The sequence below is a fragment of the Chryseobacterium sp. Mn2064 genome (genome assembly GCF_049319685.1).
Lineage (GTDB): Bacteria > Bacteroidota > Bacteroidia > Flavobacteriales > Weeksellaceae > Chryseobacterium.
In genome coordinates, this window is record NZ_JBMOUE010000003.1 from 191,151 (window position 1) to 213,578 (window position 22,428).

Annotated in this window: 22 protein-coding genes; 6 read left to right on the top strand and 16 right to left on the bottom strand. The window is 36.2% G+C overall.

Annotated elements, in window-relative coordinates; genetic code table 11:
• Positions 1–101 precede the first annotated feature (101 nt).
• The 6 genes from ACL9RH_RS13415 to ACL9RH_RS13440 all read right to left on the bottom strand — a co-directional run bounded on the left by ACL9RH_RS13415 (position 102) and on the right by ACL9RH_RS13440 (position 5,137).
• Entirely contained in the window at positions 102–1,454 is a 1,353-nt protein-coding gene (locus ACL9RH_RS13415; RefSeq protein ID WP_422693877.1) for a phospholipase effector Tle1 domain-containing protein, read from the bottom strand.
• Positions 1,455–1,605: 151 nt separating this feature from the next.
• On the bottom strand, positions 1,606–2,283 hold the full coding sequence (locus ACL9RH_RS13420; RefSeq protein WP_422693878.1) for a response regulator: 678 nt from the start codon (positions 2,281–2,283) through the stop codon (positions 1,606–1,608).
• Positions 2,252–3,016, bottom strand: a complete 765-nt coding sequence (locus ACL9RH_RS13425; RefSeq protein ID WP_422693879.1) for a sensor histidine kinase — start codon at positions 3,014–3,016, stop codon at positions 2,252–2,254. Before ACL9RH_RS13425 ends, ACL9RH_RS13420 begins: the two co-directional genes overlap by 32 nt.
• 17 nt (positions 3,017–3,033) lie before the next feature.
• Positions 3,034–3,657, bottom strand: a complete 624-nt coding sequence (locus ACL9RH_RS13430) for a hypothetical protein (protein WP_422693880.1) — start codon at positions 3,655–3,657, stop codon at positions 3,034–3,036.
• A 15-nt stretch (positions 3,658–3,672) separates the two neighbouring features.
• A complete protein-coding gene (locus ACL9RH_RS13435; protein ID WP_422693881.1) occupies positions 3,673–4,452 on the bottom strand; it encodes a hypothetical protein in 780 nt (259 codons plus the stop codon).
• A gap of 64 nt (positions 4,453–4,516) precedes the next feature.
• Positions 4,517–5,137 (bottom strand): DUF5715 family protein, encoded by a 621-nt coding sequence (locus ACL9RH_RS13440; protein ID WP_422693882.1) that lies wholly within the window; start codon positions 5,135–5,137, stop codon positions 4,517–4,519.
• Between the two features lie 218 nt (positions 5,138–5,355).
• Between ACL9RH_RS13440 and aqpZ the strand changes: the two genes are divergently transcribed.
• Positions 5,356–6,072, top strand: coding sequence for an aquaporin Z (aqpZ, locus tag ACL9RH_RS13445; protein WP_422694198.1), 717 nt, complete (start codon positions 5,356–5,358; stop codon positions 6,070–6,072).
• Positions 6,073–6,131: 59 nt separating this feature from the next.
• Here the strand turns inward: aqpZ and ACL9RH_RS13450 are convergent, their stop codons facing one another.
• From ACL9RH_RS13450 to aceB, 9 genes are all read right to left on the bottom strand, one after another.
• Complete coding sequence (locus ACL9RH_RS13450) at positions 6,132–6,677, bottom strand: hypothetical protein (RefSeq protein WP_422693883.1); 546 nt, start codon at positions 6,675–6,677, stop codon at positions 6,132–6,134.
• A gap of 59 nt (positions 6,678–6,736) precedes the next feature.
• Positions 6,737–7,729, bottom strand: a complete 993-nt coding sequence (locus ACL9RH_RS13455) for an acyl transferase (RefSeq protein WP_422693884.1) — start codon at positions 7,727–7,729, stop codon at positions 6,737–6,739.
• 192 nt (positions 7,730–7,921) lie between these two features.
• Positions 7,922–8,692, bottom strand: coding sequence for a UDP-2,3-diacylglucosamine diphosphatase (locus ACL9RH_RS13460; protein WP_422693885.1), 771 nt, complete (start codon positions 8,690–8,692; stop codon positions 7,922–7,924).
• Between the two features lie 21 nt (positions 8,693–8,713).
• Complete coding sequence (locus tag ACL9RH_RS13465; protein ID WP_422693886.1) at positions 8,714–9,160, bottom strand: 6-pyruvoyl trahydropterin synthase family protein; 447 nt, start codon at positions 9,158–9,160, stop codon at positions 8,714–8,716.
• 153 nt (positions 9,161–9,313) lie between these two features.
• A complete protein-coding gene (locus tag ACL9RH_RS13470) occupies positions 9,314–9,718 on the bottom strand; it encodes a hypothetical protein (protein WP_422693887.1) in 405 nt (134 codons plus the stop codon).
• Positions 9,719–9,785: 67 nt separating this feature from the next.
• Positions 9,786–10,169 (bottom strand): acyl-CoA thioesterase, encoded by a 384-nt coding sequence (locus ACL9RH_RS13475; RefSeq protein ID WP_422693888.1) that lies wholly within the window; start codon positions 10,167–10,169, stop codon positions 9,786–9,788.
• Positions 10,170–10,294: 125 nt separating this feature from the next.
• Entirely contained in the window at positions 10,295–10,864 is a 570-nt protein-coding gene (locus ACL9RH_RS13480; RefSeq protein WP_422693889.1) for an OmpH family outer membrane protein, read from the bottom strand.
• A gap of 220 nt (positions 10,865–11,084) precedes the next feature.
• Positions 11,085–12,365, bottom strand: a complete 1,281-nt coding sequence (gene aceA, locus ACL9RH_RS13485) for an isocitrate lyase (protein ID WP_422693890.1) — start codon at positions 12,363–12,365, stop codon at positions 11,085–11,087.
• Between the two features lie 61 nt (positions 12,366–12,426).
• Positions 12,427–14,001 carry a malate synthase A gene (gene aceB / locus ACL9RH_RS13490; RefSeq protein ID WP_422693891.1) on the bottom strand — a complete coding sequence of 525 codons (1,575 nt, stop codon included), beginning with the start codon at positions 13,999–14,001 and terminating at the stop codon, positions 12,427–12,429.
• Between the two features lie 126 nt (positions 14,002–14,127).
• Between aceB and ACL9RH_RS13495 the strand changes: the two genes are divergently transcribed.
• The 3 genes from ACL9RH_RS13495 to ACL9RH_RS13505 all read left to right on the top strand — a co-directional run bounded on the left by ACL9RH_RS13495 (position 14,128) and on the right by ACL9RH_RS13505 (position 17,150).
• On the top strand, positions 14,128–15,606 hold the full coding sequence (locus ACL9RH_RS13495) for a helix-turn-helix domain-containing protein (RefSeq protein ID WP_422693892.1): 1,479 nt from the start codon (positions 14,128–14,130) through the stop codon (positions 15,604–15,606).
• Positions 15,607–15,733: 127 nt separating this feature from the next.
• Complete coding sequence (locus ACL9RH_RS13500) at positions 15,734–16,387, top strand: ComF family protein (protein WP_422693893.1); 654 nt, start codon at positions 15,734–15,736, stop codon at positions 16,385–16,387.
• A gap of 76 nt (positions 16,388–16,463) precedes the next feature.
• Positions 16,464–17,150 carry an alpha/beta fold hydrolase gene (locus ACL9RH_RS13505; protein WP_422693894.1) on the top strand — a complete coding sequence of 229 codons (687 nt, stop codon included), beginning with the start codon at positions 16,464–16,466 and terminating at the stop codon, positions 17,148–17,150.
• 2 nt (positions 17,151–17,152) lie between these two features.
• On the opposite strand, the gene upp is transcribed toward ACL9RH_RS13505, so the two are convergent.
• Positions 17,153–17,803, bottom strand: a complete 651-nt coding sequence (upp, locus tag ACL9RH_RS13510) for a uracil phosphoribosyltransferase (RefSeq protein ID WP_422693895.1) — start codon at positions 17,801–17,803, stop codon at positions 17,153–17,155.
• 147 nt (positions 17,804–17,950) lie between these two features.
• On the opposite strand from upp, the gene ACL9RH_RS13515 reads away from it, so the two are divergent.
• Together ACL9RH_RS13515 and ACL9RH_RS13520 are read left to right on the top strand one after the other, a co-directional pair.
• On the top strand, positions 17,951–21,868 hold the full coding sequence (locus tag ACL9RH_RS13515) for a Pls/PosA family non-ribosomal peptide synthetase (protein WP_422693896.1): 3,918 nt from the start codon (positions 17,951–17,953) through the stop codon (positions 21,866–21,868).
• A gap of 46 nt (positions 21,869–21,914) precedes the next feature.
• Positions 21,915–22,397, top strand: coding sequence for a GNAT family N-acetyltransferase (locus ACL9RH_RS13520; protein WP_422693897.1), 483 nt, complete (start codon positions 21,915–21,917; stop codon positions 22,395–22,397).
• Positions 22,398–22,428: the final 31 nt, after the last annotated feature.

Consider the following 22,428-nt stretch of genomic DNA (forward strand, 5'->3'; position numbering starts at 1 on the left):
AAAACCGTTACTGAAAATGATTATCTCAAGAGCCCAATAAAAAGGCCATCTCACCTTTGAGACAGCCTCTAACCTAAATTTAAAACTGAGAAGTACTAACACTAATCGTTAATTTCATTGACCCGCGCTGGTGCCGGGCTCTTCAAAATGGTACGAATCCAGATATCATTATTCGGAACACTGGTTCCGTAAAGGAAATCTGCAACAAAGCTATCTTCAGGAAGATGAAGTTCCACAGATAATCTTGCCTGCCCATCCTGTTTTACAGTCGTACTGCTGGAAACATTCAATCCATTGTTAATCAGTTCTGCATTAATCTCATGTTCGGATCTGCTGTCAAAATCTCCGCTATATAATCCAAAACTGGCTGAAATATGGATATAATCATTTAGCCTGCCGAAATTATAGAGCGGTTTCATAGGAGCTGATATGTCTTTTGCGTATTCATTCAGCTCTTTACTAAAACCTTCCAGAAAGAAATGTTTGTTATAATTTATTTTAAAATAAGCATCATCCGATGAATCAAAAACACAGGATATTCTGTTCGTTTCTGCCATCATCAGCTTGCCATATACTTTTGAAAGATCGTTGTAAACAATATCCCGGCTTACATAAGCCTGCGAAAGATTTTCTCCTTTTTCTATCTGATATCCGGCAAGTAATGCATTCCATATTTCAGTTCCTTCGGTATTGGTTTTTGCATTTCTGATGTCGGACACGTAATCTCTTAAATCATCAATATTCACAAAATCTGTCGATATATATACCGACTGTGGACCTTCCAGATAGCCTCCTCCTATGTCTGCATGGGCCCCGGGTACGAAAATCTCTTTCCAGGAATATGAATAGTCTCCAACTTTCTGATCTCTCATCATTTTCGAATCTTCAAAGAAACCTGTAAGCGGAAAGAAAAACCTCGATTCGTTCACCGCACAGATATGAAATGCATTTTCTATCTGATGATGAAGGTTTAAATTATATTTATTAAAAGGTTTGGATTCCACCGTATCAAAGGCTCCCAAAAACTTTATTTTGCAGTTTTTCAGGGCGTAATACGAAAGGAGTTGGTTGCAAAATGTCCTGGCTAACATTCCGCCTCTTCCAAATCCATAGATATAGAAGTGATATTCTTTATTTTCTTCACTCATCATTTCCTCCACAAAACAATCTGCTTTCTGAAGCTTGTCATCAGAAGAATATCCTGTTCCATAAGGTGGATTGGCACAGGTCGCCATCGCAAAATTACTGTCTTCACATCCTATTGCCGTTCCTATTCCTTCTATGTATATTTTTTTATTTCCATTGAATAAGCTGTATAATTTATAAATGTTGGTTAATGTTCCAAAATAACTTTCATTATTATTCAACGGTTTTTCCGCGGAAAGGGCATTTACGCCATTATTTCCTGTACCATCAAAGAAAATTCCGACGGAAATCACTCTGTTGTCATTCATGCTTTTATTTGTTTTATGGCAGACGTTATCTGCATTCTATTTTTTCCATCTCACATCTCGGTAAGAGACATTTCAAAATAACAGAAGAAAAACAATTTAAGCTAGAGTGAAAAATACCAAATAAAAAATTCCGTATTTCTACGGAATGATATCAAATTTTTTCTAATGAATGTATGTTATGAATAATAGCATAAATGACTATTCCTACCGTATTTTTAGCGCCTATTTTTTCAAGAATACGCTGTCTGTGGCTTTCTACCGTTCTTGGGCTGATGAAGAGTTTTTCACCAATTTCATTGTTGGTAAATTCCTGACAGATCAGCTTCACTACATCTTTTTCTCTTTCGGACAGCTCATCTTCCGTTTCAAAAAGTGAATTTTTCTTAGCAGTACTATTCATATAGCTAAAGAGCATCTGATGGTCTTCTGCTGTAAAGAACACTCCGTTTTTATCCACCATCGTTATGGCATCAATAAATGTTTTTTTGTTTGAGTTCTTTGGAAGAAACGCGGAAACTCCCAATTTCACCATATATCCGAGAATAGAGGTTTTGTAATGGGAAGAGAGGATGATAATTTTAAGATCTGGATATTTTTCTTTAAGAATTTCTACCAGCTCAAAGCCATTCATAGGTTTCATCTGTACATCTACAAGAGCCAGATCAGGAAATTCATTTTCTGGAAGTGTTCCCAGGCTTTCTATAAAATCGGGTCCATTGTCAGAGGTAAGACATACCGAGATATTCTTTTCATTGGACAGCAGCATTTTTACCCCTTCCAGGATCAGCTGTTCATCATCAATCAGGGCTATTTTGATTTGGGAGCTCATTATTTTTTGGAATTTTAATAATTAAACGACTTCCTTTATTTAAAAAAGTTTTTTTCCATTTGTGGGAGGCATTCATTGATTTGATACGGGATTCAATATTTTTGATTCCCATTCCTTTTTTTACCTGTTCATAATCAAATCCTTCTCCATTGTCTGAAATGATCACAGCCATATTTTCAGGATAATCTTTGATATAGATCCAAAGATCTGTTGCTGTAGAATGCTTGATAACATTGGTGGTAAATTCCTGAATAATTCTGTAGAGCTGTACTTCTACAAAAAGATCTTTCTGTATATATCCGGGCATTACCTGTAAGGAAATATTAATTTTATGAGAAAGATTGGTAATCAATTCTTCCACATACAACACCAACCCTACAGATTCCAGATTAACAGGATATAATGAATGCGAAATACTTCTGGCAGCGTCTATCAGGGAAGACATCTGACTATAAATATTTGTTTTAATCAGCTCATCTCCTTTGGTATCGAGATTATTGAGCCACAGAGAAAGGATATTAAGCCTGTTTCCGATATCATCATGAATCATTACGGCAATTCTTTTTCTTTCTTCTTCCTGAGCTTTAATATTTTCCAGCACCAGTTTTTTCTGATGCAGTACTTCCGCCTCATGCTGTACGCTTTTTTCTTTGATAATTCTGGTTATAAAAGCTCTGTAAGCAAGAAGAATAAAAGATACTATAATTGCTAGGGTAACAATTATGAGAATCAACAGGTTAATATTTAATGTTACTTCTTTAATCTGATAAATGTGTATAAAAATGAACAGTATAAAATACTTGAAAGTATATTATTGGCACTGAAAATCGTATAATAATCGTTCTCCGACAGATTGGCGATCTGATGCTGAAGGATAAAAATGAATACTGAAACGGAGTAATAAAAAAAGATACTGGCATCCACCCACAGAAAACGTTCCTGAGTAGAAGCATTTTTGATCTCTCTGATAAGGGTATATCCTGAAAGGCAAATAATTATAATATTCGAAATTCCTTTTGCAAGATCAGCATTTTCCGGCCAGTTAAAACCATACTTCATGATCATGAATCCTGCAGCGAGTACTGCTGAAATCACCTGAATATAAGATGGCCAGTTTAATTTTCTTATGAATAAACTTGTTAGCAGAAAAAATTCTCCTGCGATATAGAAAGGATATAGAAAAGAAGTATCATTTAGCCTTAAAACATAAGGTAAAACGAAGTTAATCAGTTCTATAAAAAAAAGAAAAGCAATACAATGAAAATATCGCTTTTCTTTAGAGTTAAGTATGCGGTACTTAGCTGCTCCCAACAATATAACTGATAGAAGCAGTCCGTAGTTTAGGAATAAAATTGCTTTATAAAGATCAGCCATTCCTTTGTATGTCGTTTAAAATTCACAACCTACTCCATCATCTGGAAGACGACAGATAGGAGGACATGGTTTTGCCCAGTCGTATGTATTTGAAATAGTCTCTGCACGGCCAGAATTCTGAAGGTTCTCGCGGAAAGAGATAAAGATCAGTGTAACAAGAAGTTTTTCGTAAATGTCGTTATATTTTAACCCGAAAGAACACGTAATACCTTCTAAGCTGTCATCAGAAAGACAAAGATCTTCCGTAGAAACATAGAATTTTCTGAAAATTCCTGCTCCTTTATCGATGTTGCATTCTCTGTAGAACCAGTCCATCCCTTCAAGTCTCCATTTTTCGATGGCATCCAATGCAGTATCCTGCTCAAGAATAGGCTTGTCTGAAATAGGGAAAGCCATATCTGAATTTCTTTCTACCGGCAAAAGACCTTTAGAAAGAACGGCATTTTTAACAACGGTGTATTCCTGAATTTCCTGAAGTTTTATATCCATGGTAAGCTCAGAAAGAGACGTACACGGATATTCTTTAGATTCTATTCTTTTCCCGGAGTCATCCAAAGGATATAGGATAAGAGTTACTTTATCTTCAAACAGACCAACACCTGCACAGAATACCTGTGATTTTCCCCCTACATTTCTCATCCAGTCAAGCTGCTCTCTGGATAAATTAAAAATATAGTTGGTAGGAAGTTTTTTCTGAATGTCGAAAAAAGAAGAACGGCAGTCTGCCCATTTCCCCATTGCGATTTTGCAATCCTCATAAGAAAGCATTGATGTTTGCATGTTTAATGTTGTCATATATACATGGTTTTTAGAGCCATAAAATTAGACAAACTAATCATCCTATGCAAGTGGAATTTTATTAATAATTTTTCACTGTAATATGATAACAGCTCTGTTGTTTTTCTTTTATATAATATATTCTTCCGGCATCTGCATAGTGCTTTAACACTTTTTCCAATGCGATTTCCATTTTAGGATTATACTTGAGGACGTTATTGAATCTTATATACGAAATATCGAAAGAGTTACCATAGTTGTGAGAACTTATCCCTAATGAAGCATTAGAATTCACTCTTCTCAATCTGCATTGATCCTCAAGTGTTCTTGTGATGGATGAAACGGTGAACGTACCTCCTTTGGTATCCTTACTGAATTTAGAGCCTATCTTTTCCAATGTAGCTTTTGCTTTTGAAACCATGTATGCTCTGCTGTAATCCAATCTTTGCACCTGATATCCTTTTCCTGACTTTTTTATTTTATGAAATTTTCCGTTGTTGATGTACTTCTGTACCATTTTGGAATCTTTCAGCAACTGTACGCCAAAACTTTTGGAAGCATCAAGATGAGGCTTATAAAGTACCGTAGGCTCTACCTTCAAAACAGTCGTAAGATCATAGCACGGAAAAGTCTTTTTTGCCGTTTGCGAATAATGTAAACTATAAAAAAAAGGTACGAAGACCACACAAAGAAACTTTTTCATTAACCATCCTTTTAAATTTCCAACGAAAGATAAATCGTTTATATTATTTTCAGTACTGTCCATAATATCATCTGATTAAATGCCAAACAAACATTAAACCAAATTGTTGAATTTATGATTTTTTGTTCCCATATTCTTGAAATATTTTTTAAAAATTATCTTTTTACTTTAAGATATAAATTTTACATTTGAGATACATTTTTAAAATAAACAACATGATAAAAAAACTTTTTGCTGAATTTTTCGGCACATTTTGGCTTGTTTTCGGTGGGTGCGGAAGTGCTGTTTTCGCAGCCGGAGTACCTAACATTGGTATCGGACTTTTAGGGGTTGCTTTAGCCTTTGGTCTTACTGTTCTCACGATGGCGTATGCTGTGGGGCACATCTCAGGAGGACACTTCAATCCGGCGGTTTCTTTCGGGCTTCTGGCTGGAGGAAGATTTCCTGCAAAGGATCTTATCCCCTATGTTGTAGCACAATGCCTGGGAGCTATTGTTGCAGCAGGATGCCTGTATACCATTCTTAATGGTGCGGGCGCTGTGGATTTCTCAAAACCGGGGGATTTTGCAACCAACTTTTATGGAGAAGCCGTTTACAACGGAAAAGCATTCAGTATGGGTGCCGCATTTCTTGCTGAGTTCCTGTTAACTGCTTTTTTCCTGATTGTGATTATGGGAGCAACAGATAAATGGGCGAACGGTAAGTTTGCAGGTATTGCAATTGGTCTTGCCCTTACTTTGATCCATTTAATCTCTATTCCTATCACCAATACTTCCGTGAATCCTGCGAGATCTCTTTCTCAGGCAGTATTTGCTGGCGGACTTGCCATGTCTCAGCTTTGGCTGTTCTGGGTAGCTCCTATCTTGGGTGGAATAGTTGGTGGACTAATCTACAAATTCTTACTCCAGAGAGATACAGCAGAAATAACAGATTAATTTTCCCTCTTCAATACACAAAAACCTGTCGGCTGACAGGTTTTTTTATGCTCTATTTTTTATTTTATCTTTTTAATATCGAAAGGATTCTTGAAAATAAGTTCTTCCTGTTTGCCCTTGATTTCCATTTTACGCTGAAGCAAGTTCACAGCCATTTTTCTGATAAAAAGATCTTTATCATTCAGTTTCCAATAAAGATCTTCGTGAAGTTTTCTGGGTTTTCGGATGAGATAGAACTCGGTTTCCCAGGTGTCTGCATTATGGTAAAATTCAATAATACCACAATGTTCCGGAATAATTGCCGCTTCTACCATTCCCATAGGCAGCAGAAAACTAAAAGCATTACACACATAATCTCCACAGGAGATTTTATCATGTTTCAGAAACTTTTCACCGGTATCTTTATTGATATATGATTTTTTGAAATCGTTTTTAAAATCACTTTTTGAAAGTTTAATTTCAATTTCATGACTGAAACCTTCAGCATCAATGGTCAGAATATCAGCTTCCCAGTCAGCCTGAAAATAATTCGTCAGTACAATCTCTTTTTCGAAATCGCAATGAGAATGGATGTATGCATGAACGAGTTCTTCTATTTTGAGCATTGTTCTTTAATCATAAAAAATTGATGAGGATTGAATTTTCAGTATCTTACGATTTACTTTTAACTTACCAAAAGGCTACATCCTCTAATATCAGAATGATCAATTCTTCCCAGAACCTGAAATCTTTTTCCTGTTATTTTTCCTAAATCCTGAGTGGCAATAAAAGAACAGGAATGAGTATTGGCAAGATCGATAATATTGATTGCCCCCGTTCTCCCCTCTTTTTCATACGTCAGCGGATCTTCCACATTTCTTACCTTAATTCTCATCCAGTTCGGGCATTCATACTCATTGTTGCCAAGAGAATAAGCCTGAGACAACAATTCGGTCATAGAATATTCTGAATAAATCTTGTCTGTTTTAAAACCATTCTGCAGAATAGCAAGAAGCTCATCTTTCGTCATTTCTTCTTTTCTGCCTTTCATTCCACCTGTCTCAATGACTATTAAATTGTCCAGAATGCCTAAAGACTCTTCGCTTCGTACGGAATGACAGTAATCTAAAAAGTCCAAAAGAGCGAAGGAAACCCCAAAAAGAATTACTTTTTTATCCTTTAATTGGTTCAAAAGATCAAAAAGCTCGGAATGATTATACAAGAAATATCCATTCTCCGATTTATTGGATTTTTTCATCAGATAATCTACCATATAAATCAGGGATGAATTCTGCTTTTCAAGATAACTTGGCAGCAATCCCAGAAAGACAAAATCTTCAGGCTTTCCTATAAACTGTTCAAAACTTTTATAAATACTTTCTTCGTATAAATCAGAATCCGCAATGAAGTGCTTGGAAAGATTCATTTGAGTCGTTCCTGAACTCTGAAAGAAAAGATCCGTGGTGACATTTTTGTCAAGAATCTGATGATTTTTGAACATTTCTATGGGCAAAAAAGGAATTCTGTCCAACTGATCCACCTCTTCAGGATTGACTTTCAAAAAATCGACAAACTTCCTGTATATTTCAACATTTTCATATTGATAACGAAATGTTTTCAATGAGGCATTCAGGAAATCTTCTTCGGTCTGTATGTTGAATATATTCTTCAGTTCCATATTTTTCAATCTTATATTGCCTCATTATAAAGCAATTATATAGATAAGGTCAACTTATTTAATATTTTTTTAATATAAAGGCGATACTTTGGTAAACTTCTTGCAATCTTTTACCCGGAATATGGATTAAAAACAAGAATGGATTTTCCGTCCATTCGAAGGTTACCTCTTTTTAGGGGTAATTTTTTTGTTTTATTTCTCAAAAGTTTTGAGTTCAAAATCTTTTTCAAAAACCCCGTAGGTGTAATAAGAAATCCAGTCTCCCAGATTGATATATTTTGCATTTTTTTCCAGATCCAATACCATAGGAAGATGCCTGTGACCGTAAATAAAATAGTCGATCTGCTGCGTTTTCAGCTTTTCTTTGGAATAAATAATAAGGAATTCTTTATCTTCTCCAAGAAATGCTTTGTCTTCTTCACCTGAGATCATTTTATTCTTTTGGGAAAGATATAATGCGATCTTCATAGCGATATCAGGGTGAAGCCATTTAAAAAACCATTGTGCTATTGGATTGGTAAAAAGCTTTTTCATTCTTTTATAGCCTTTATCACCAGGGCCCAATCCGTCACCATGGGCTAACAAAAATTGTTTGCCTCCCATTTCAAAATATTGTTTCTTATAAAAAACGGTACATCCAATTTCTTCTTCAAGATAATCTTTCATCCAGAGATCGTGATTACCCACAAAGAAATAGATTTGAATTCCCCTGTCTTTCAGTTCTGCAATTTTACCAAGAACACGCACATATCCTTTGGGAACAACGTGCTTCCATTCATGCCAGAAATCAAAAAGATCTCCCATTAAAAACACAACCTGAGCATCTTCTTTGATCTCATCCATCCAACGTATAAATTTTTCTTCACGCACCTTGCTTTCGCCTGGTGTAGGCGCACCAAAATGCTGATCTGAAGCAAAATATACTTTTTTCCCAGGTTCTAAATTGATTGTTGTTTTTAACACCTTCTGAGTTTTGTTGGATAATTATTGATTGTCTTCTGCAAACCATTCTCCATAAGAGTTTTCTGTCTCGTGGAGTTTCAGATATGCTAAAGAAATACCTTCGGGAAGTCTTGATTTTATTTTGGAAGCAATGGCATAGAGCATATTTTCGCAGGTTGGCTGGAAGCTGCAGTAGATCACTTTATGGCCTTTCTGCTCCAGATCATCCCCAAGCTCTTTGTGTGGAGACAAAGCGTTAACGAGAACCGCATGGTCCCAAACGTCTACGATTTCAGATTTTACGATACTTTTGATATCTCCGAAATCAACTACCATCCCATTTTTAGGGTTTTCAATATCATTAATCGGTTTTCCTTTCACTGTTACAAACAGTTTATAGGAATGTCCATGCATATTTTTACACTTCCCGTCGTAGTTATACAACACGTGAGCAGTTTCGAATGTAAAAATTTTTGTAATACGTATCATACTCAATGAATAAGCTTTAAGGTATTGATATACATTATTCTGTTAATAAAATCTAGGATTAAGATTTAAAACAAATATGCAATCAATGAAAAACCGTAAAATTAAAGTTCAAAGTTAAGATAAAAAGCGCAAGAAAGAAAATGCTCTTAAAAGTTAGCTGAATTTTTGGGAGTAATTGGGTATTTTCAGATCATCGGTTTCAAAGCCCAACTCTTCCAGATAGGTAAGCCCGTTTTGTATTTCAAAGGTTTTAATTCCTGTCCAGGCACTTTTTTGTCCGTGTACAATAAGTCGTTTTATGTATCCGGGTTCATTAAGATTCACAACTTCTTCAGAATTTGTCATTTTATTCTTTAGAATTATCCCAAATTTCAGAGGCTGTCCTACATAATAATTATTAAGAGTAAGAAAATCAATGATCAAAGGTGTTTTTTTATACCCGTTTAGAAAAACTTTCAATCTCAAAGTACTGGTATCTGTTCCAGAGTGGTACTGAATTTTGATGCAGTATACATATTCCTGTTCATCAATAATGATCTTCCTTAATTTCTTTTTCATTTTTTTGTAGTTTGCCAATCTATAATAGTTTTCGGCATTCGTTTTAGAAAGAAAACTTCTTCTCTACTCAAAACTTATCAAGCCAATCTTTCTCCAATCTTTTAATTTTTTTGGTGAACGGATCAAACAACACCCATAATGTACTTGAATCTACTAATAGCTGATCATTACAGTAAAACTCAACTTTTCTGGGCTGTTTTGCTCCTTCAGGTGATTGAGGATACGTTTTCACCGTAATGATATCCCCCAAATACGCCTGTTTTTTATACTGTATATGATGATCAAGAAGCATCCAGGCATCATTTACATATTCCGTTTTCTGTTTCAAAAGATCCCAGTGTTCCGCAGCCACTTCTTCAACCCAATGAACATACTGAACATTATTGACATGATTATTTTGGTCAATATGCTCTTCTGTTACCTTGATCTGCTTTTCATACATTAAATTCATTCTTCTGAAAGTTTACTCAAATGTAATAAAACTTTCTCTGCTTCATTGCCCAATCGCCTATTTATAAACAAAAACGGAACCTGATTTGATCAGATTCCGCTGTTATCTATTTAATATTGAATAGATTATTTTTTTGCAGCTGGCTTAGATGCCGTTGCTGAAGCTCCTAATTTTGTTTTTACCTGAGCTGTAATATCTTCACTACCATCTGTGTAGATCAGATTGTTGCTATCCGGAGAAGAAACATCAAAAACGAAGTTTAAGTTTCTTTCTTTAGCTACTGCAGAGATAGCCGCTTTTACTTTTTGCTGTAGAGGGCTGAATAATTCATTTTGCTTTGCTGAAATATCTTTAGCAGCCTGAGTTCTTGTATCTTCAATTTTCTTACCAAGAGCCTGCAGTTCTGTTTGCGCTGCGATAAGTTCTTTCGTTACCGCTTCTTTATTAGCTTCACTCAGTGTTTTTTCTTTATCCTGTGCTGCTTTCAGTTTAGTCTGATAATCGCTGATCAGTTTTTCAATCTCAGTCTGTCTTGTTTTAGTCAGATTATCAATGGTAGCGCCTACTGTTTTTACTTCAGATAAATTGGCAAAAATATCATCAGAGTTTACACTTCCGATTTTCTGTTGCGCATTTGCAGCGTGCGCCGTTAATGTTAATCCTGCTGCAATAAAAAGTCCTTTAATTAGCTTCATTTTTAATATAGTTTTTTCAAAAACCGTTGTTTTTTTTCGTTGCCAAATATAAAACAAATTTTCGTTAGTTATGATCGATCTTGTTTAAGCTCTGTTAAAATAGAGATTCCATTCAAAAACGACTTGAATTCTCTAAAAAAATCAGCTCATTTTTTTATGAAATAAAACCTTCCTCAAAAAGCAGAGAAAGGCTTTACATCAAAAAAATATGGAAAAATGACTAATGGAACTGTGCTGTTTCTGTAGAATCTTTCATCGCAACGGTAGCTGAGGAACCATTTGTAACAATATTCTGAACTTCATCAAAATATCCGGTTCCAACAAAAGACTGGTGTTTCACGGCTCTGAAACCTTTTTCCTGCAAAGCAAACTCACGCTCCTGCAGTTCAGAATACCCAGCCATTCCTCTTTCTTTATAAGCCAGAGCCAACTCAAACATTGCTGTATTTAAAGCATGGAACCCTGCCAATGTAATAAACTGGAACTTGTATCCCATTTTGGCCAATTCTTCGCGGAAGATAGACATTTCTTCAACGCTCAGTCTTGCAGCCCAGTTAAATGACGGCGAGCAGTTGTAGGCAAGCATTTTTCCTGGGAATTTAGCATGAATACCTTCTGCAAAACGTTTTGCCTGTTTAAGATCCGGGTTTGAAGTTTCCATCCAGATGAGATCTGCGTAAGGAGCATAAGATAATCCTCTATCGATTCCCTGCTCTACCCCATTTTTTACTACATAAAAACCTTCCGAAGTTCTTTCTCCTGTTATAAATTTTTTATCTCTGTCGTCGATATCTGATGTAAGTAAGTCAGCCGCATCGGCATCTGTTCTTGCTATAATCAGACTTGGAACGTTCAATACGTCAGCAGCCAAACGGGCAGCAATGAGTTTATTAATAGCTTCCTGCGTGGGAACCAAAACTTTTCCACCTAAATGCCCACATTTTTTAGCTGAAGAAAGCTGATCTTCAAAATGTACAGCTGCTGCTCCCGCCTCAATCATTTGCTTCATCAGTTCGAAAGCGTTTAAATTACCTCCAAAACCTGCTTCAGCATCCGCAATAATAGGAACAAGATACTCCCGATCTCCGGTTCCGCTTACTGATTGCACCTGATCTGCTCTTAATAAAGCATTATTGATTTTCTTCACCACAGAAGGCACTGAATTCGCAGGATACAATGACTGATCGGGATACATTTCACCTGATAGGTTAGCATCTGCAGCCACCTGCCAGCCTGAAAGATAAATCGCTTCCAGACCTGCGTCTACTTCCTGAACGGCCTGATTACCGGTAAGAGCACCAAGTCCTGCCACATAATCCTGAGCATTGAGCTTATTCCAGAATTTTTTGGACATCTCTGTAGCGATAGTATATTCTATTGTATATGAACCGCGAAGTTTTAAAACGTCTTCCGCAGTATAAGGTCTTTTTATGCCGTTCCAACGTGGATTGGTCAGCCAATCTTTCTCCAGATCCTGGATTTGTTCTTGTCTTGTTTTCATAATATTTGGATTTTGTTTGATTATAGAATACTGAATTGTATTTAGTAAAGGTTATTTCCTTTTAAATAAAGGGATAAGCTTTAAGGGTTAGAAATTCTTCAAAGTTTTCGCAGAAGATCAATTCATTGAAAAGTTCTTTTGCCAAATTGAACTTTCCATTTCTGAATCTCGTTTCTCCCACATACTTTTCAATATAATCCATCTCTTCAGCTTCCCATTGAAGAATCATATTTCTGGTAAGTGTTCTGTCATCACTTAAAATAGCTTCATTTCTCAACCATTGCCAGATCTGAGTTCTTGAAATCTCGGCTGTAGCAGCGTCTTCCATGAGATTATAAATAGCAGCAGCACCTGTTCCCATCAGCCAGCTTTCAAGGTAGAGTATTCCTACATTAATGTTTTTTCGGACTCCTTTTTCTGTAATATTTCCTTTTGGAATTTCCAGCAGATCACTTTCTTTTATATGGTATTCAAATTTTTTATCGATCTGATTTTTTGAGGGCATATATTGATCAAAAATATTTTTTGCTACCGAAACCAATGCCGGATGTGCTACCCAGGTTCCGTCATGACCATTTTTCACTTCCCTTTCTTTGTCATTTTTTACTTTTTCAAAAGCTATATTATTGGCTTCTTCATCATCTTTTACCGGAATTTGTGCTGCCATTCCGCCAATAGCATGAACATTTCGTTGGTGACATATCTCGATAACCCTTTTTGAATAAGCACTCATAAACGGAGAAGTCATACTCACCTGATCTCTGTCCGGCACAATAAATTCGGGAAGGTTTCTGAATTTTTTAATAAACGAAAAAATATAATCCCATCTTCCACAATTCAATCCTGCGCTGTGATCTTTTAATTCAAATAAAATTTCATCAATCTGAAATGAAGCAGTGATGGTTTCTATTAAAACAGTCGCTTTTATAGTTCCTTTTTCTATATCAAGGTAATTTTGAGCAAAAACGAAAACATCATTCCACCATCGGGCTTCTTCATAATGTTCTAATTTGGGAAGATAAAAGTAAGGACCACTTCCATTTTCCAACAGTTGTTTTACATTTCTGAAAAAATACATCCCAAAGTCTATCAGAGATCCTGAGGTTTCTTCACCATTAATCTCAATATGTTTTTCGGGAAGGTGCAATCCTCTTGGGCGAACTAACAAAACTGCTGTTTTTTCGTTGAGAGTATAAGCTTTACCTTTTTCATTCACAAAATCAATCGTTCTGTTGACTGCATCGGAGAGGTTAATCTGACCTTCCATACAGTTTTCCCATGTAGGCGAGCTACTGTCTTCCAAATCTGCCATAAAAGTAGATGCGCCGGAATTCAAAGCATTGATAATCATTTTTCGGTCAACAGGGCCAGTAATTTCCACTCTTCGGTCTAATAAGTCTTCCGGAAGCTTTGCACAAACCCAATTTCGATTTCTAATCTCTTCCTTTTCTTTTAAAAACCTCGGAAGTATTCCCTGATCAAACTCCTCCTGCTTTTTTCTTCTTTCTTTTAAAAGGTCAAGTCTTTTATGATTAAAATTCTCATGAAGTGCAATGAGAAATTCTATCAAATCAGGAGTAAATATTTCTTCAAAATGCTTTTGAGCCTTTATCCTTAGCTGAATTTTGGTTTCCATAACTTGTTGATTTTGTGAATTTACATTACAAACATAAATAAAAATTTTCACAAATAGCGAACGTTCGCTAAATTTATTTAAAAATTATTATGCGAATAATCGCATCTAAATTTTTATATTTGAGCAATGAATTCAGAAAGCGACTTTATCAAAACGGTTTTCGGACTGAAGCTGAAACAACAGAGGCAAAAGAAAAACTGGTCTTTGCAGGATCTTGCTGTAAAAACCGGATTATCAAAATCTTACCTCAATGAAATTGAAAACGGAAAAAAATACCCGAAACATGATAAAATCATCCAACTTTCAGAAGCTCTGAATTGTACTTTTGACGATTTGGTTTCTACAAAACTTGATAAAAGTCTGGCTCCTTTTAATGAAATTTTACAATCAGATTTTTTCAAGGAAATCCCTTTAGAACTGTTTGGAATTAACAAAAATAATCTCATCAGTATTATCAGTGATGCCCCGAAAAAGGTAACTGCTTTTATCAATGCACTGATTGAAATTTCCCAGAATTATAATCTTGGAAAAGAAAGATTTTACTTTGCGGTACTGCGGTCATTTCAAGAGTTATATGACAATTACTTTCCTGAAATTGAAGAAAAAGTAACCCTGTTTATTCAAGAAAATGAATTGCAGGTTGACAAAAATTTAAAATCTGATATTCTTGAAAAAATTTTAACAGAGAAGTTCAGCTACACCATTCAATCGGAAGATTTTGAAAAGTATGGAACACTGGACCATCTACGATCTCTTTTTATTCCAGAAAAAAATCTATTGCTTCTGAATAAAAAACTGGAAAAAGATCAGAAAACTTTTATTTTAGCCAAGGAAATAGGGTTTAATGTTTTAGAGTTAAAAAACCGGCCCAATACCTATTCATGGCTTGATTTTGAAAGTTTTGAAGAAATTCTGAATAATTTTTACGCCTCTTATTTTGCCGGAGCATTACTCATTTCTAAGGAACCCGTTATTGAAAACACTTCAGAATTTTTCCGCCAAAATCAATGGGAGCCTAAAAATTTTGAAAGCTTAATCAATAGTTTCACTCATTCGCCTGAAACGTTTTATTACCGCCTCACTAATATTCTTTCTGCCGAAATGGGTATTAAGGATCTGTTTTATTTATGTTTAGTAAAAAAGAAAGACTCGGATAAAATACAGATTTTAAAAGAATTACACCTCAATCATCAGCAAGCTCCTCATGCCAATGCGATGAACGAACATTATTGCAGAAGATGGATTGCTGTAAGGAACCTTCATCATTTAAAGGAAAATGAAACGCTGACGGATGCTCAGATTTCCCATTACAAGGATCAGGGAGTGAGTTATCTGGTGATTTCTACCTCTCAAAAAAATCCTTTTTCTGATGGAAGTAACAGAAGCTACTGTCTTGGGATTTTACTGAATACGCAGACGATAAAAAAGATCAGTTTCATCAAATCTCCATCTTTAAAAACCATTAATGTAGGAGTAACTTGTGAATCCTGCAGTATTGCTGACTGTGAAGTAAGACAAGCATCACCTGTACGTCTGGAAAAAGAACATTTCAACCTGAGCATGAAGAGTTCGATTGAAAAAATCAGAAAAGAGATTGGAAATTGAGTATAATCAATACAATTGTTGATTATTAAGTTGAGATCCAGTGAAATCAGACATCAAAAATGCTCAGTTTTCAATTTTTATCTTTTGATTAAAGAAAGGATTTCATAACTTAGTAAAAAACACATCAATGATATTAGATTTATTGTTTCCCAACCGGTGCATTCATTGCAACAGGATTATAGATTCTGAACTTCTTGTCTGTGATATTTGTTTTAGCCAGATTCGTTTTACCCATTATCATTATTCTGAAAATAACCCAGTAAAAGAAAAATGCAATCTGCTTTTTCCCGTTGAAAATGCTTTTTCTTTATTTCAGTTTGAAAAAGAAAGTCTGACCAGAAAAATCATCCACGAACTGAAATACAAAAGCCGTGAAAAAACCGGGAAAATTTTAGCTAACTGGACAACAGAACGATTGGACTTTAAAGATGAAAAGCCAGATCTTATGGTAAGCGTCCCTCTACATCCTAAGAAACTTAAAGAGAGAGGATACAATCAGCTTCATTTATTCACAGAAACTTTAGCTTCTTTTTATAAAATTCCCTTTAATCATAACCTCATCAAAAGAAATCATTATTCGAAAGCCCAGGCATTGAAAGATAAAAAACATCGTGCTGAGACTGAGAATCCATTTTCGGTCACAGAAAGTATTTCGGGTAAAAATATTTTACTTATTGATGATGTTTTCACAACAGGAAACACCGTTTCTTCTATTGCATGGGAACTTTTGAATGCAGGAGATAATAGAGTCAGCATACTTGTAATGGCTGTAGATGCTTAAAAATAGTGACTTTCTTGACATTTTACTCTTTCACCATTCAATTCTTTTTGCTAATTTTCCAAAAACGAAATACCATATGCCAAATCTGATCTTATTACATGGAGCTTTAGGTCACAGTGACATTTTCAATCCCTATTTAGGAACACTATCACAGTACTTTACAGTACACACTCCCTTATTTTCAGGACATGGTGAGACGGAGATTCCGGCAGAAGGTATTAATACAGAAAAATATACTGAAGAGCTTACTTTATACTGCAAGGAGAATAATTTAACGGATGTTTTTCTTTTCGGTCACAGCATGGGTGGCTACGTAGCTCTTTGCTATGCTATGAAAAATCCGGAAAATATAAATTCCATCATCACTCTGGGAACAAAATTTGACTGGACTGAGGAGCAAGCCTTGAAGGAAAGCAAAATGCTGAACCCTGATGCCATTCTTGAAAAAGTTCCAAAGTATGCTCAGCTTTTAGAATCTCAGCATGGACAAAAATGGAAACAACTTCTTCCCGCTATTGCCGATCTTATGGTTGACTTAGGTAAAAACCCACCTTTAAAAAATAATTTAACGGAGATTCAGATCCCGGTTCAGATCATGGTGGGAGATCAGGATAATATGGTGACCATTGAAGAAAGTATGGATGTTTATAGAAACCTTCCTAATGCAAAATTGGCCGTACTCCCAAATACAAAGCATCCGATGGATAAAGTACGACCAAGTTTATTATTAGATGTAATGAAAGATTTCTGGAATCTCTCTTAAAATTATCGTTGAAGTTTTTCTCCGTAGCTTAAATCTCCGGCATCTCCCAATCCTGGAGTAATATATCCTTTCGAGGTAAGATCTTCATCTATAGCTCCTACCCAGATATAAGCATCAGGATAAGCATTCTGAACAGTCTCTACCCCTTGTCTTGAAGCAATAGCTGCTACAATATGAAGCTGAGTTGGATTTCCGTTCGTCAACAAGTCTTTAATTGCTTCAATTAAAGAAGCTCCTGTCGCCAACATTGGATCTGCTACGATCAAAGGTCTTCCTTCAATACTTGGACAAGTAAGATAGTCCTGCTTAATAGAGAAGTAATCATTGGCATCGTGTTTTCTATAGGCAGCAACAAAACCACAGTCGGCTCTGTCCAGATAATTCAGAATCCCTTCAAATAAAGGAACTCCAGCTCTCAAAATAGTGGTAATAACCGGCTGTACTGCAATTTCTCTGCTTTGGATGGTATCTAATGGAGTTTGAATTTCCACCTCTCTATACTCCAGTCCTTTACTGATTTCAAAAGCAGCAATCTCTCCGATTCTTTCCATATTTCTTCTGAATCTCATTCGGTCATGCTGGACATTAACGTTTCGAAGTTCGTTGATCCATTCATTAACAAGAGAGAAGTTTTGCGATAAAATAGTAAGCATGAAAATTTTATTTTTTTTTAATTTCAGTTAATTGATATTAATTCCTGCAAAATTACAACTAAAAAACGAAATGAAAGATTGGCCATGAAGAGAAATAAAGTATATTTATAAAGTTTTCCCTAACCTACATTTTAACTATTTAACGTGATGAAAAGCCTGATTTTAGGAAAAGTCAGTCCAGAGCTGATAAAAAATGAAACTCTGCCTGAATTATTAGTTCCCATTTTTGAAAAATATAAAGATAAAACAGCTTTTATATTTAAAGATAAAAAGATTTCCTATGCTGAACTCGACAGCTGGAGCAATGCCATTGCCTTAGAACTCCAAAACCAGGGTGTACAGCCTGGAGACCGTGTAGGAGTATGGTATCCCAGAAGCCTCGAGCTTCCTGTTGCCATACTTGGAATTTTAAAAGCTGGGGCAGCCTACATTCCTCTGGATCGTGAAATGCCCGAAGACAGAATAAAAAAAGTTTTTACAGACATCCAAGTAAAAACCTATTTTTCTGACACGGATGCGCACATCCATTGTCAACCCATAGAAATACCTTCTCAGCCACAAGATAGCGTTTCTCTTCCTGCATTCCCTTCCAACCCTGATGATTGGGCGTACGTATTATTTACTTCAGGAAGTACGGGAAATCCTAAGGGCATCCCTATTTCCCACAGAAATATCTGCCATTTGATTCGTTCTGAACAGGATTTTATAGGAATACGAGATACGGACACTGTCTATCAGGGGTTTTCGGTATCATTTGATATGTGGTGTGAGGAAGTTTGGATCAGCTTGTTTGCCGGAGCCACTATTTGGATTGCAGATGCTACTACGGTAAAAGCAATAGATGAGTTGAGTGAAGTTTTAACACACAACAAAATTACCGTTCTTCATGCTGTACCAAGTATTTTAGCTATTATTGACGAAGTTCCTGCAATCAGGTTCATCAATACAGGAGGGGAAGCCTGCACCAAACAAGTTCAGGAAAAATGGGCAAAATCCTACAGAACATTTATTAACAGCTACGGACCTACAGAAACTACAGTATCTTCCAATATGGCAATTTTAACCAGCCAGGATGAGCTGACTATTGGGCCGCCACTTCCTAATTATCATATTGCGATTGTTGATGAAAACATGAGTATTGTTCCACGGGGAGAAAGAGGTGAAATGATCATCTCCGGCCCTGGTGTAAGCCATGGGTATTTTAATCTTCCCCAGCTTACAGAACAGAAGTTCCTTCCCAATCCTTTTGAAGAAATGCCGGGCGATACGATTTATAAAACCGGTGATGCCGTTATTATACGGGAGGATGGATTTATTGAATTTCAGGGAAGAATAGACGACCAAATTAAACTCCGTGGATACAGAATAGAGCTTGGCGAAATAGAAACCCGGCTGAACCAGCTTCAGGATGTTTCTTCTGCTGCGGTTGCAGTAAAGGAAGATTCTAACGAACAGGGACAGTTGGTAGGATATGTTGTAATGAGCAATGATTCCTCATTCAATGAAAATGAAATGCGAAAAGAGCTCGCTAAATTTCTGGCGCCTTACATGGTTCCCATTTCGATTGTTCAAATGAAGGAAATGCCGAGAATGCCAAGTGGTAAGATCGACAGAAAGAGACTTCCATTACCGGAAAGCTTCACCATTCATGAGAAAAATGAAGAAATACATATAGATCCCAATGCGCCAACCGAGGAAAAACTCATTCAAACTTTAAAATGGGTATTTCCCGGAAAAGAAATCAATCTTACCCAGGACTTCTTTACAGATCTGGGAGGGCATTCATTATTAGCCGCTACATTGGTTTCACATCTTCGTCAAAAAGCAGGAATTCCGACAGCTTCATTGAAAGAAATCTATGAAAACCGCCCTTTATCGGCTTATTCTGAATGTTTAAAAAATAAAAACACTCAGCAAACATCACATCAGGAACCTTTTCAACGGGTTTCTACGTTGCAGTACATCGCATGTAATATTGCCCAAACGATAAGTCTTCTTGTTGTTTTTGGCTTATTGAGTATTCAGATATTTTTTCCTTATCTGAGCTATTATTATTTTCAGCTTAATGGATATGGGCTGCATTATGCACTATTAAGTGCCTTCTTATTGTATACATTGATTCCTCCAGTATATTCTACGATTATTCTGTTGACCAAATGGCTGGTTATCGGAAAAATAAAAGAGGGAGATTACCCACTTTGGGGATGGTATTATTTCAGATGGTGGCTATGGAAAACGATTAAAAGATTAATGCCTTCTGAGTTTATTGTAGAAACCCCTTTATATCCAAAATATCTAAAACTTCTGGGAGTAAAAGTACATCCAAGCGCCCAATTAAGTTTACTTCCTATTGCTGCTGAAGATCTGGTAACAATTGATGAAAATGTGAATACCAGTTCCGGTTGCAGTATCGATAATGCCTCTGTGGAAAATGGTGTTTTAAGAATCAGAAAGGTACATATTAAGGCTCACGCTTATTTAGGGTCTTCTGTTATCGTATGCGGAGATACGGTTATTGAAAAATTTGGAGAACTTCAGGATCTAAGCTGCCTTAATGAAGGAAAAAGAATAGGTTTTGGAGAAGTATGGAATGGCAGCCCCGCTGAAAAAGTAAGAGTGAAATCCGGAGAAGAACTTAAGGTTCCTCAATTGGCTTCTGCGGCTAAAAGAAACAGGTTTGCCTTTTTGTACGCATGTTCGTTATTTTTCTTTCCTCTTCTTATTGTTTTACCTTTAGCGCCAACCCTTTATACGCTTTACTATCTGGATGACCGTTCAGCAGATTATAATTTTTATTATTTGTGGCAAGCTCCCATACTTTCTACGGTTTACATCTTATTGTTTATAGGAGTTGTGAGTGTATTGACCAGAATTTTACAATACAATATGAAGCCGGGAATCTACCCTGTCTACAGTTTTACGTATTATAAAAAATGGATAAAGGATCAGATTTTCAATCTGTCACTTATTATTGTACATCCGCTTTTTGCCTCTATCTACATCAGTAAATTCTACAGAATGATGGGTGCCAAAGTAGGTAAAAACTCAGAGATCTCTACTGCCAGCGACGTTTCTCACCATCTTTTAGAGATCGGGGAAGGATCTTTCATTGCAGACGCGGTGATTCTTGGTGAACACGATGTAAGAAATGAAAAGTTGATTTTATCCAAAACTACCATAGGAAGCAACAGCTTTGTAGGAAACAGCGGCCTTATTCCGCAAGGTTATGAATTGGGAGATAATATGCTGATCGGAGTATTAAGTAAAGCTCCATCTGAAGAACAACTCAGCCATTCATCGGAAAAGGACTGGTTTGGCTCCCCTCCTATTGGACTGCCATCCAGACAAAAATCTGATTCATTCAAAGATAGTCTTACCTACAATCCGTCTTTCCGTCTCAAACTGGCCAGAGCCATTGTGGAGGGAATCAGAATTATTCTACCTCAAACGGTAGTTATTATCTGTAGCGTTTTGTTCATTGCTTATACAAGTCCTTATCTTGAGGGCAGACTTCATTATCTTGTACTTTTAGCTCCGCTTTATTATTTAGGAATAGTTGCGCTTCCTTCTTTCTTTTTCACAGTTATTTTAAAATGGGTATTTGTCGGAAAATATAAAAAAACAGAAATGCCTATGTACAGTATGAAAGTATGGCTAAGTGAAGGGATTACCACGATCTACGAAGCTCTTCCCGTACAATTTTTCCTTGATTTTCTTCGGGGAACATTCTGGCTGCCGTTCTTTATGAGGTTCCTTGGAGTAAAAATCGGGAAAAGAGTATGGTTAAACACGACCGATATTACTGAATTCGATATGGTATCTATTGGAGATGAGACTATGCTGAATGAAGACTGTGGCCCTCAGACTCACCTTTTTGAAGACAGAATCATGAAAGTAGGAAGTGTCACCATTGGAAGTCAAACTACGATCAATTCAAGAACCATTATTCTCTACGACAGTGAGATTGGAAATAACGTTAATATCAATGCTCTTTCCCTTGTCATGAAAGGAGAAGTTTTATCCGATAACACGTCCTGGTACGGAAGCCCGTTGAGAGGGAAATAATGAAAAACAGAAAACTACAATTCTCAATCCTTTAAATAAAAATATGATGAGTTATTCCATCAAAAAAATAAAAATTTCAGACCATCTTCCTATTGTGGATAAATTGGTAGGTGAACTTCACGTCTCTGAAAAGGAAATGAATGATAGAACTGCTGACTGGAGCCAAATCCGGGAAAACTATTTAAACTTTATGGCAGAATGTGAAGAAGAAAATGAAGGTTCATTTTTAATTGCCGAAATTGACGGAAAAGCCATTGGTTTTCTCTTCGGATATATCGATGAAAGGGATGACAGCAATTTTGAACTTGGAGAGGGGAATGATCTATATGTATCGGAAGGATATGTAAAGAAGGAGTTCAGAAAGCAGGGAATTTACTCCGCGCTCAACAAAGCTTTTGAAGAAATGTATTCTCATCAGAATATCAGAAAAATTTATCGCTTTACCCTTTGCAATAATGATACAATGCAACGCTGGCTCGCATCACAAGGATACAGACCGGTAAGAATGGTTTATGAAAAATGGCTGTAGCGATTAAAAGAAGTATCTAAAAATAGCCCCA

What these genes read in the sequence shown, in the direction of transcription:
- ACL9RH_RS13415 (WP_422693877.1), bottom strand. Translation starts at nt 1,454, where the DNA reads ATGAATGACAACAGAGTGATTTCCGTCGGAATTTTCTTTGATGGTACA.
- ACL9RH_RS13420 (WP_422693878.1), bottom strand. Translation starts at nt 2,283, where the DNA reads ATGAGCTCCCAAATCAAAATAGCCCTGATTGATGATGAACAGCTGATC.
- ACL9RH_RS13430 (WP_422693880.1), bottom strand. Translation starts at nt 3,657, where the DNA reads ATGGCTGATCTTTATAAAGCAATTTTATTCCTAAACTACGGACTGCTT.
- ACL9RH_RS13435 (WP_422693881.1), bottom strand. Translation starts at nt 4,452, where the DNA reads ATGACAACATTAAACATGCAAACATCAATGCTTTCTTATGAGGATTGC.
- ACL9RH_RS13440 (WP_422693882.1), bottom strand. Translation starts at nt 5,137, where the DNA reads ATGAAAAAGTTTCTTTGTGTGGTCTTCGTACCTTTTTTTTATAGTTTA.
- ACL9RH_RS13450 (WP_422693883.1), bottom strand. Translation starts at nt 6,677, where the DNA reads ATGCTCAAAATAGAAGAACTCGTTCATGCATACATCCATTCTCATTGC.
- ACL9RH_RS13455 (WP_422693884.1), bottom strand. Translation starts at nt 7,729, where the DNA reads ATGGAACTGAAGAATATATTCAACATACAGACCGAAGAAGATTTCCTG.
- ACL9RH_RS13465 (WP_422693886.1), bottom strand. Translation starts at nt 9,160, where the DNA reads ATGATACGTATTACAAAAATTTTTACATTCGAAACTGCTCACGTGTTG.
- ACL9RH_RS13470 (WP_422693887.1), bottom strand. Translation starts at nt 9,718, where the DNA reads ATGAAAAAGAAATTAAGGAAGATCATTATTGATGAACAGGAATATGTA.
- ACL9RH_RS13475 (WP_422693888.1), bottom strand. Translation starts at nt 10,169, where the DNA reads ATGAATTTAATGTATGAAAAGCAGATCAAGGTAACAGAAGAGCATATT.
- ACL9RH_RS13480 (WP_422693889.1), bottom strand. Translation starts at nt 10,864, where the DNA reads ATGAAGCTAATTAAAGGACTTTTTATTGCAGCAGGATTAACATTAACG.
- aceA (WP_422693890.1), bottom strand. Translation starts at nt 12,365, where the DNA reads ATGAAAACAAGACAAGAACAAATCCAGGATCTGGAGAAAGATTGGCTG.
- aceB (WP_422693891.1), bottom strand. Translation starts at nt 14,001, where the DNA reads ATGGAAACCAAAATTCAGCTAAGGATAAAGGCTCAAAAGCATTTTGAA.
- ACL9RH_RS13495 (WP_422693892.1), top strand. Translation starts at nt 14,128, where the DNA reads ATGAATTCAGAAAGCGACTTTATCAAAACGGTTTTCGGACTGAAGCTG.
- ACL9RH_RS13500 (WP_422693893.1), top strand. Translation starts at nt 15,734, where the DNA reads ATGATATTAGATTTATTGTTTCCCAACCGGTGCATTCATTGCAACAGG.
- ACL9RH_RS13505 (WP_422693894.1), top strand. Translation starts at nt 16,464, where the DNA reads ATGCCAAATCTGATCTTATTACATGGAGCTTTAGGTCACAGTGACATT.
- upp (WP_422693895.1), bottom strand. Translation starts at nt 17,803, where the DNA reads ATGCTTACTATTTTATCGCAAAACTTCTCTCTTGTTAATGAATGGATC.
- ACL9RH_RS13515 (WP_422693896.1), top strand. Translation starts at nt 17,951, where the DNA reads ATGAAAAGCCTGATTTTAGGAAAAGTCAGTCCAGAGCTGATAAAAAAT.
- ACL9RH_RS13520 (WP_422693897.1), top strand. Translation starts at nt 21,915, where the DNA reads ATGAGTTATTCCATCAAAAAAATAAAAATTTCAGACCATCTTCCTATT.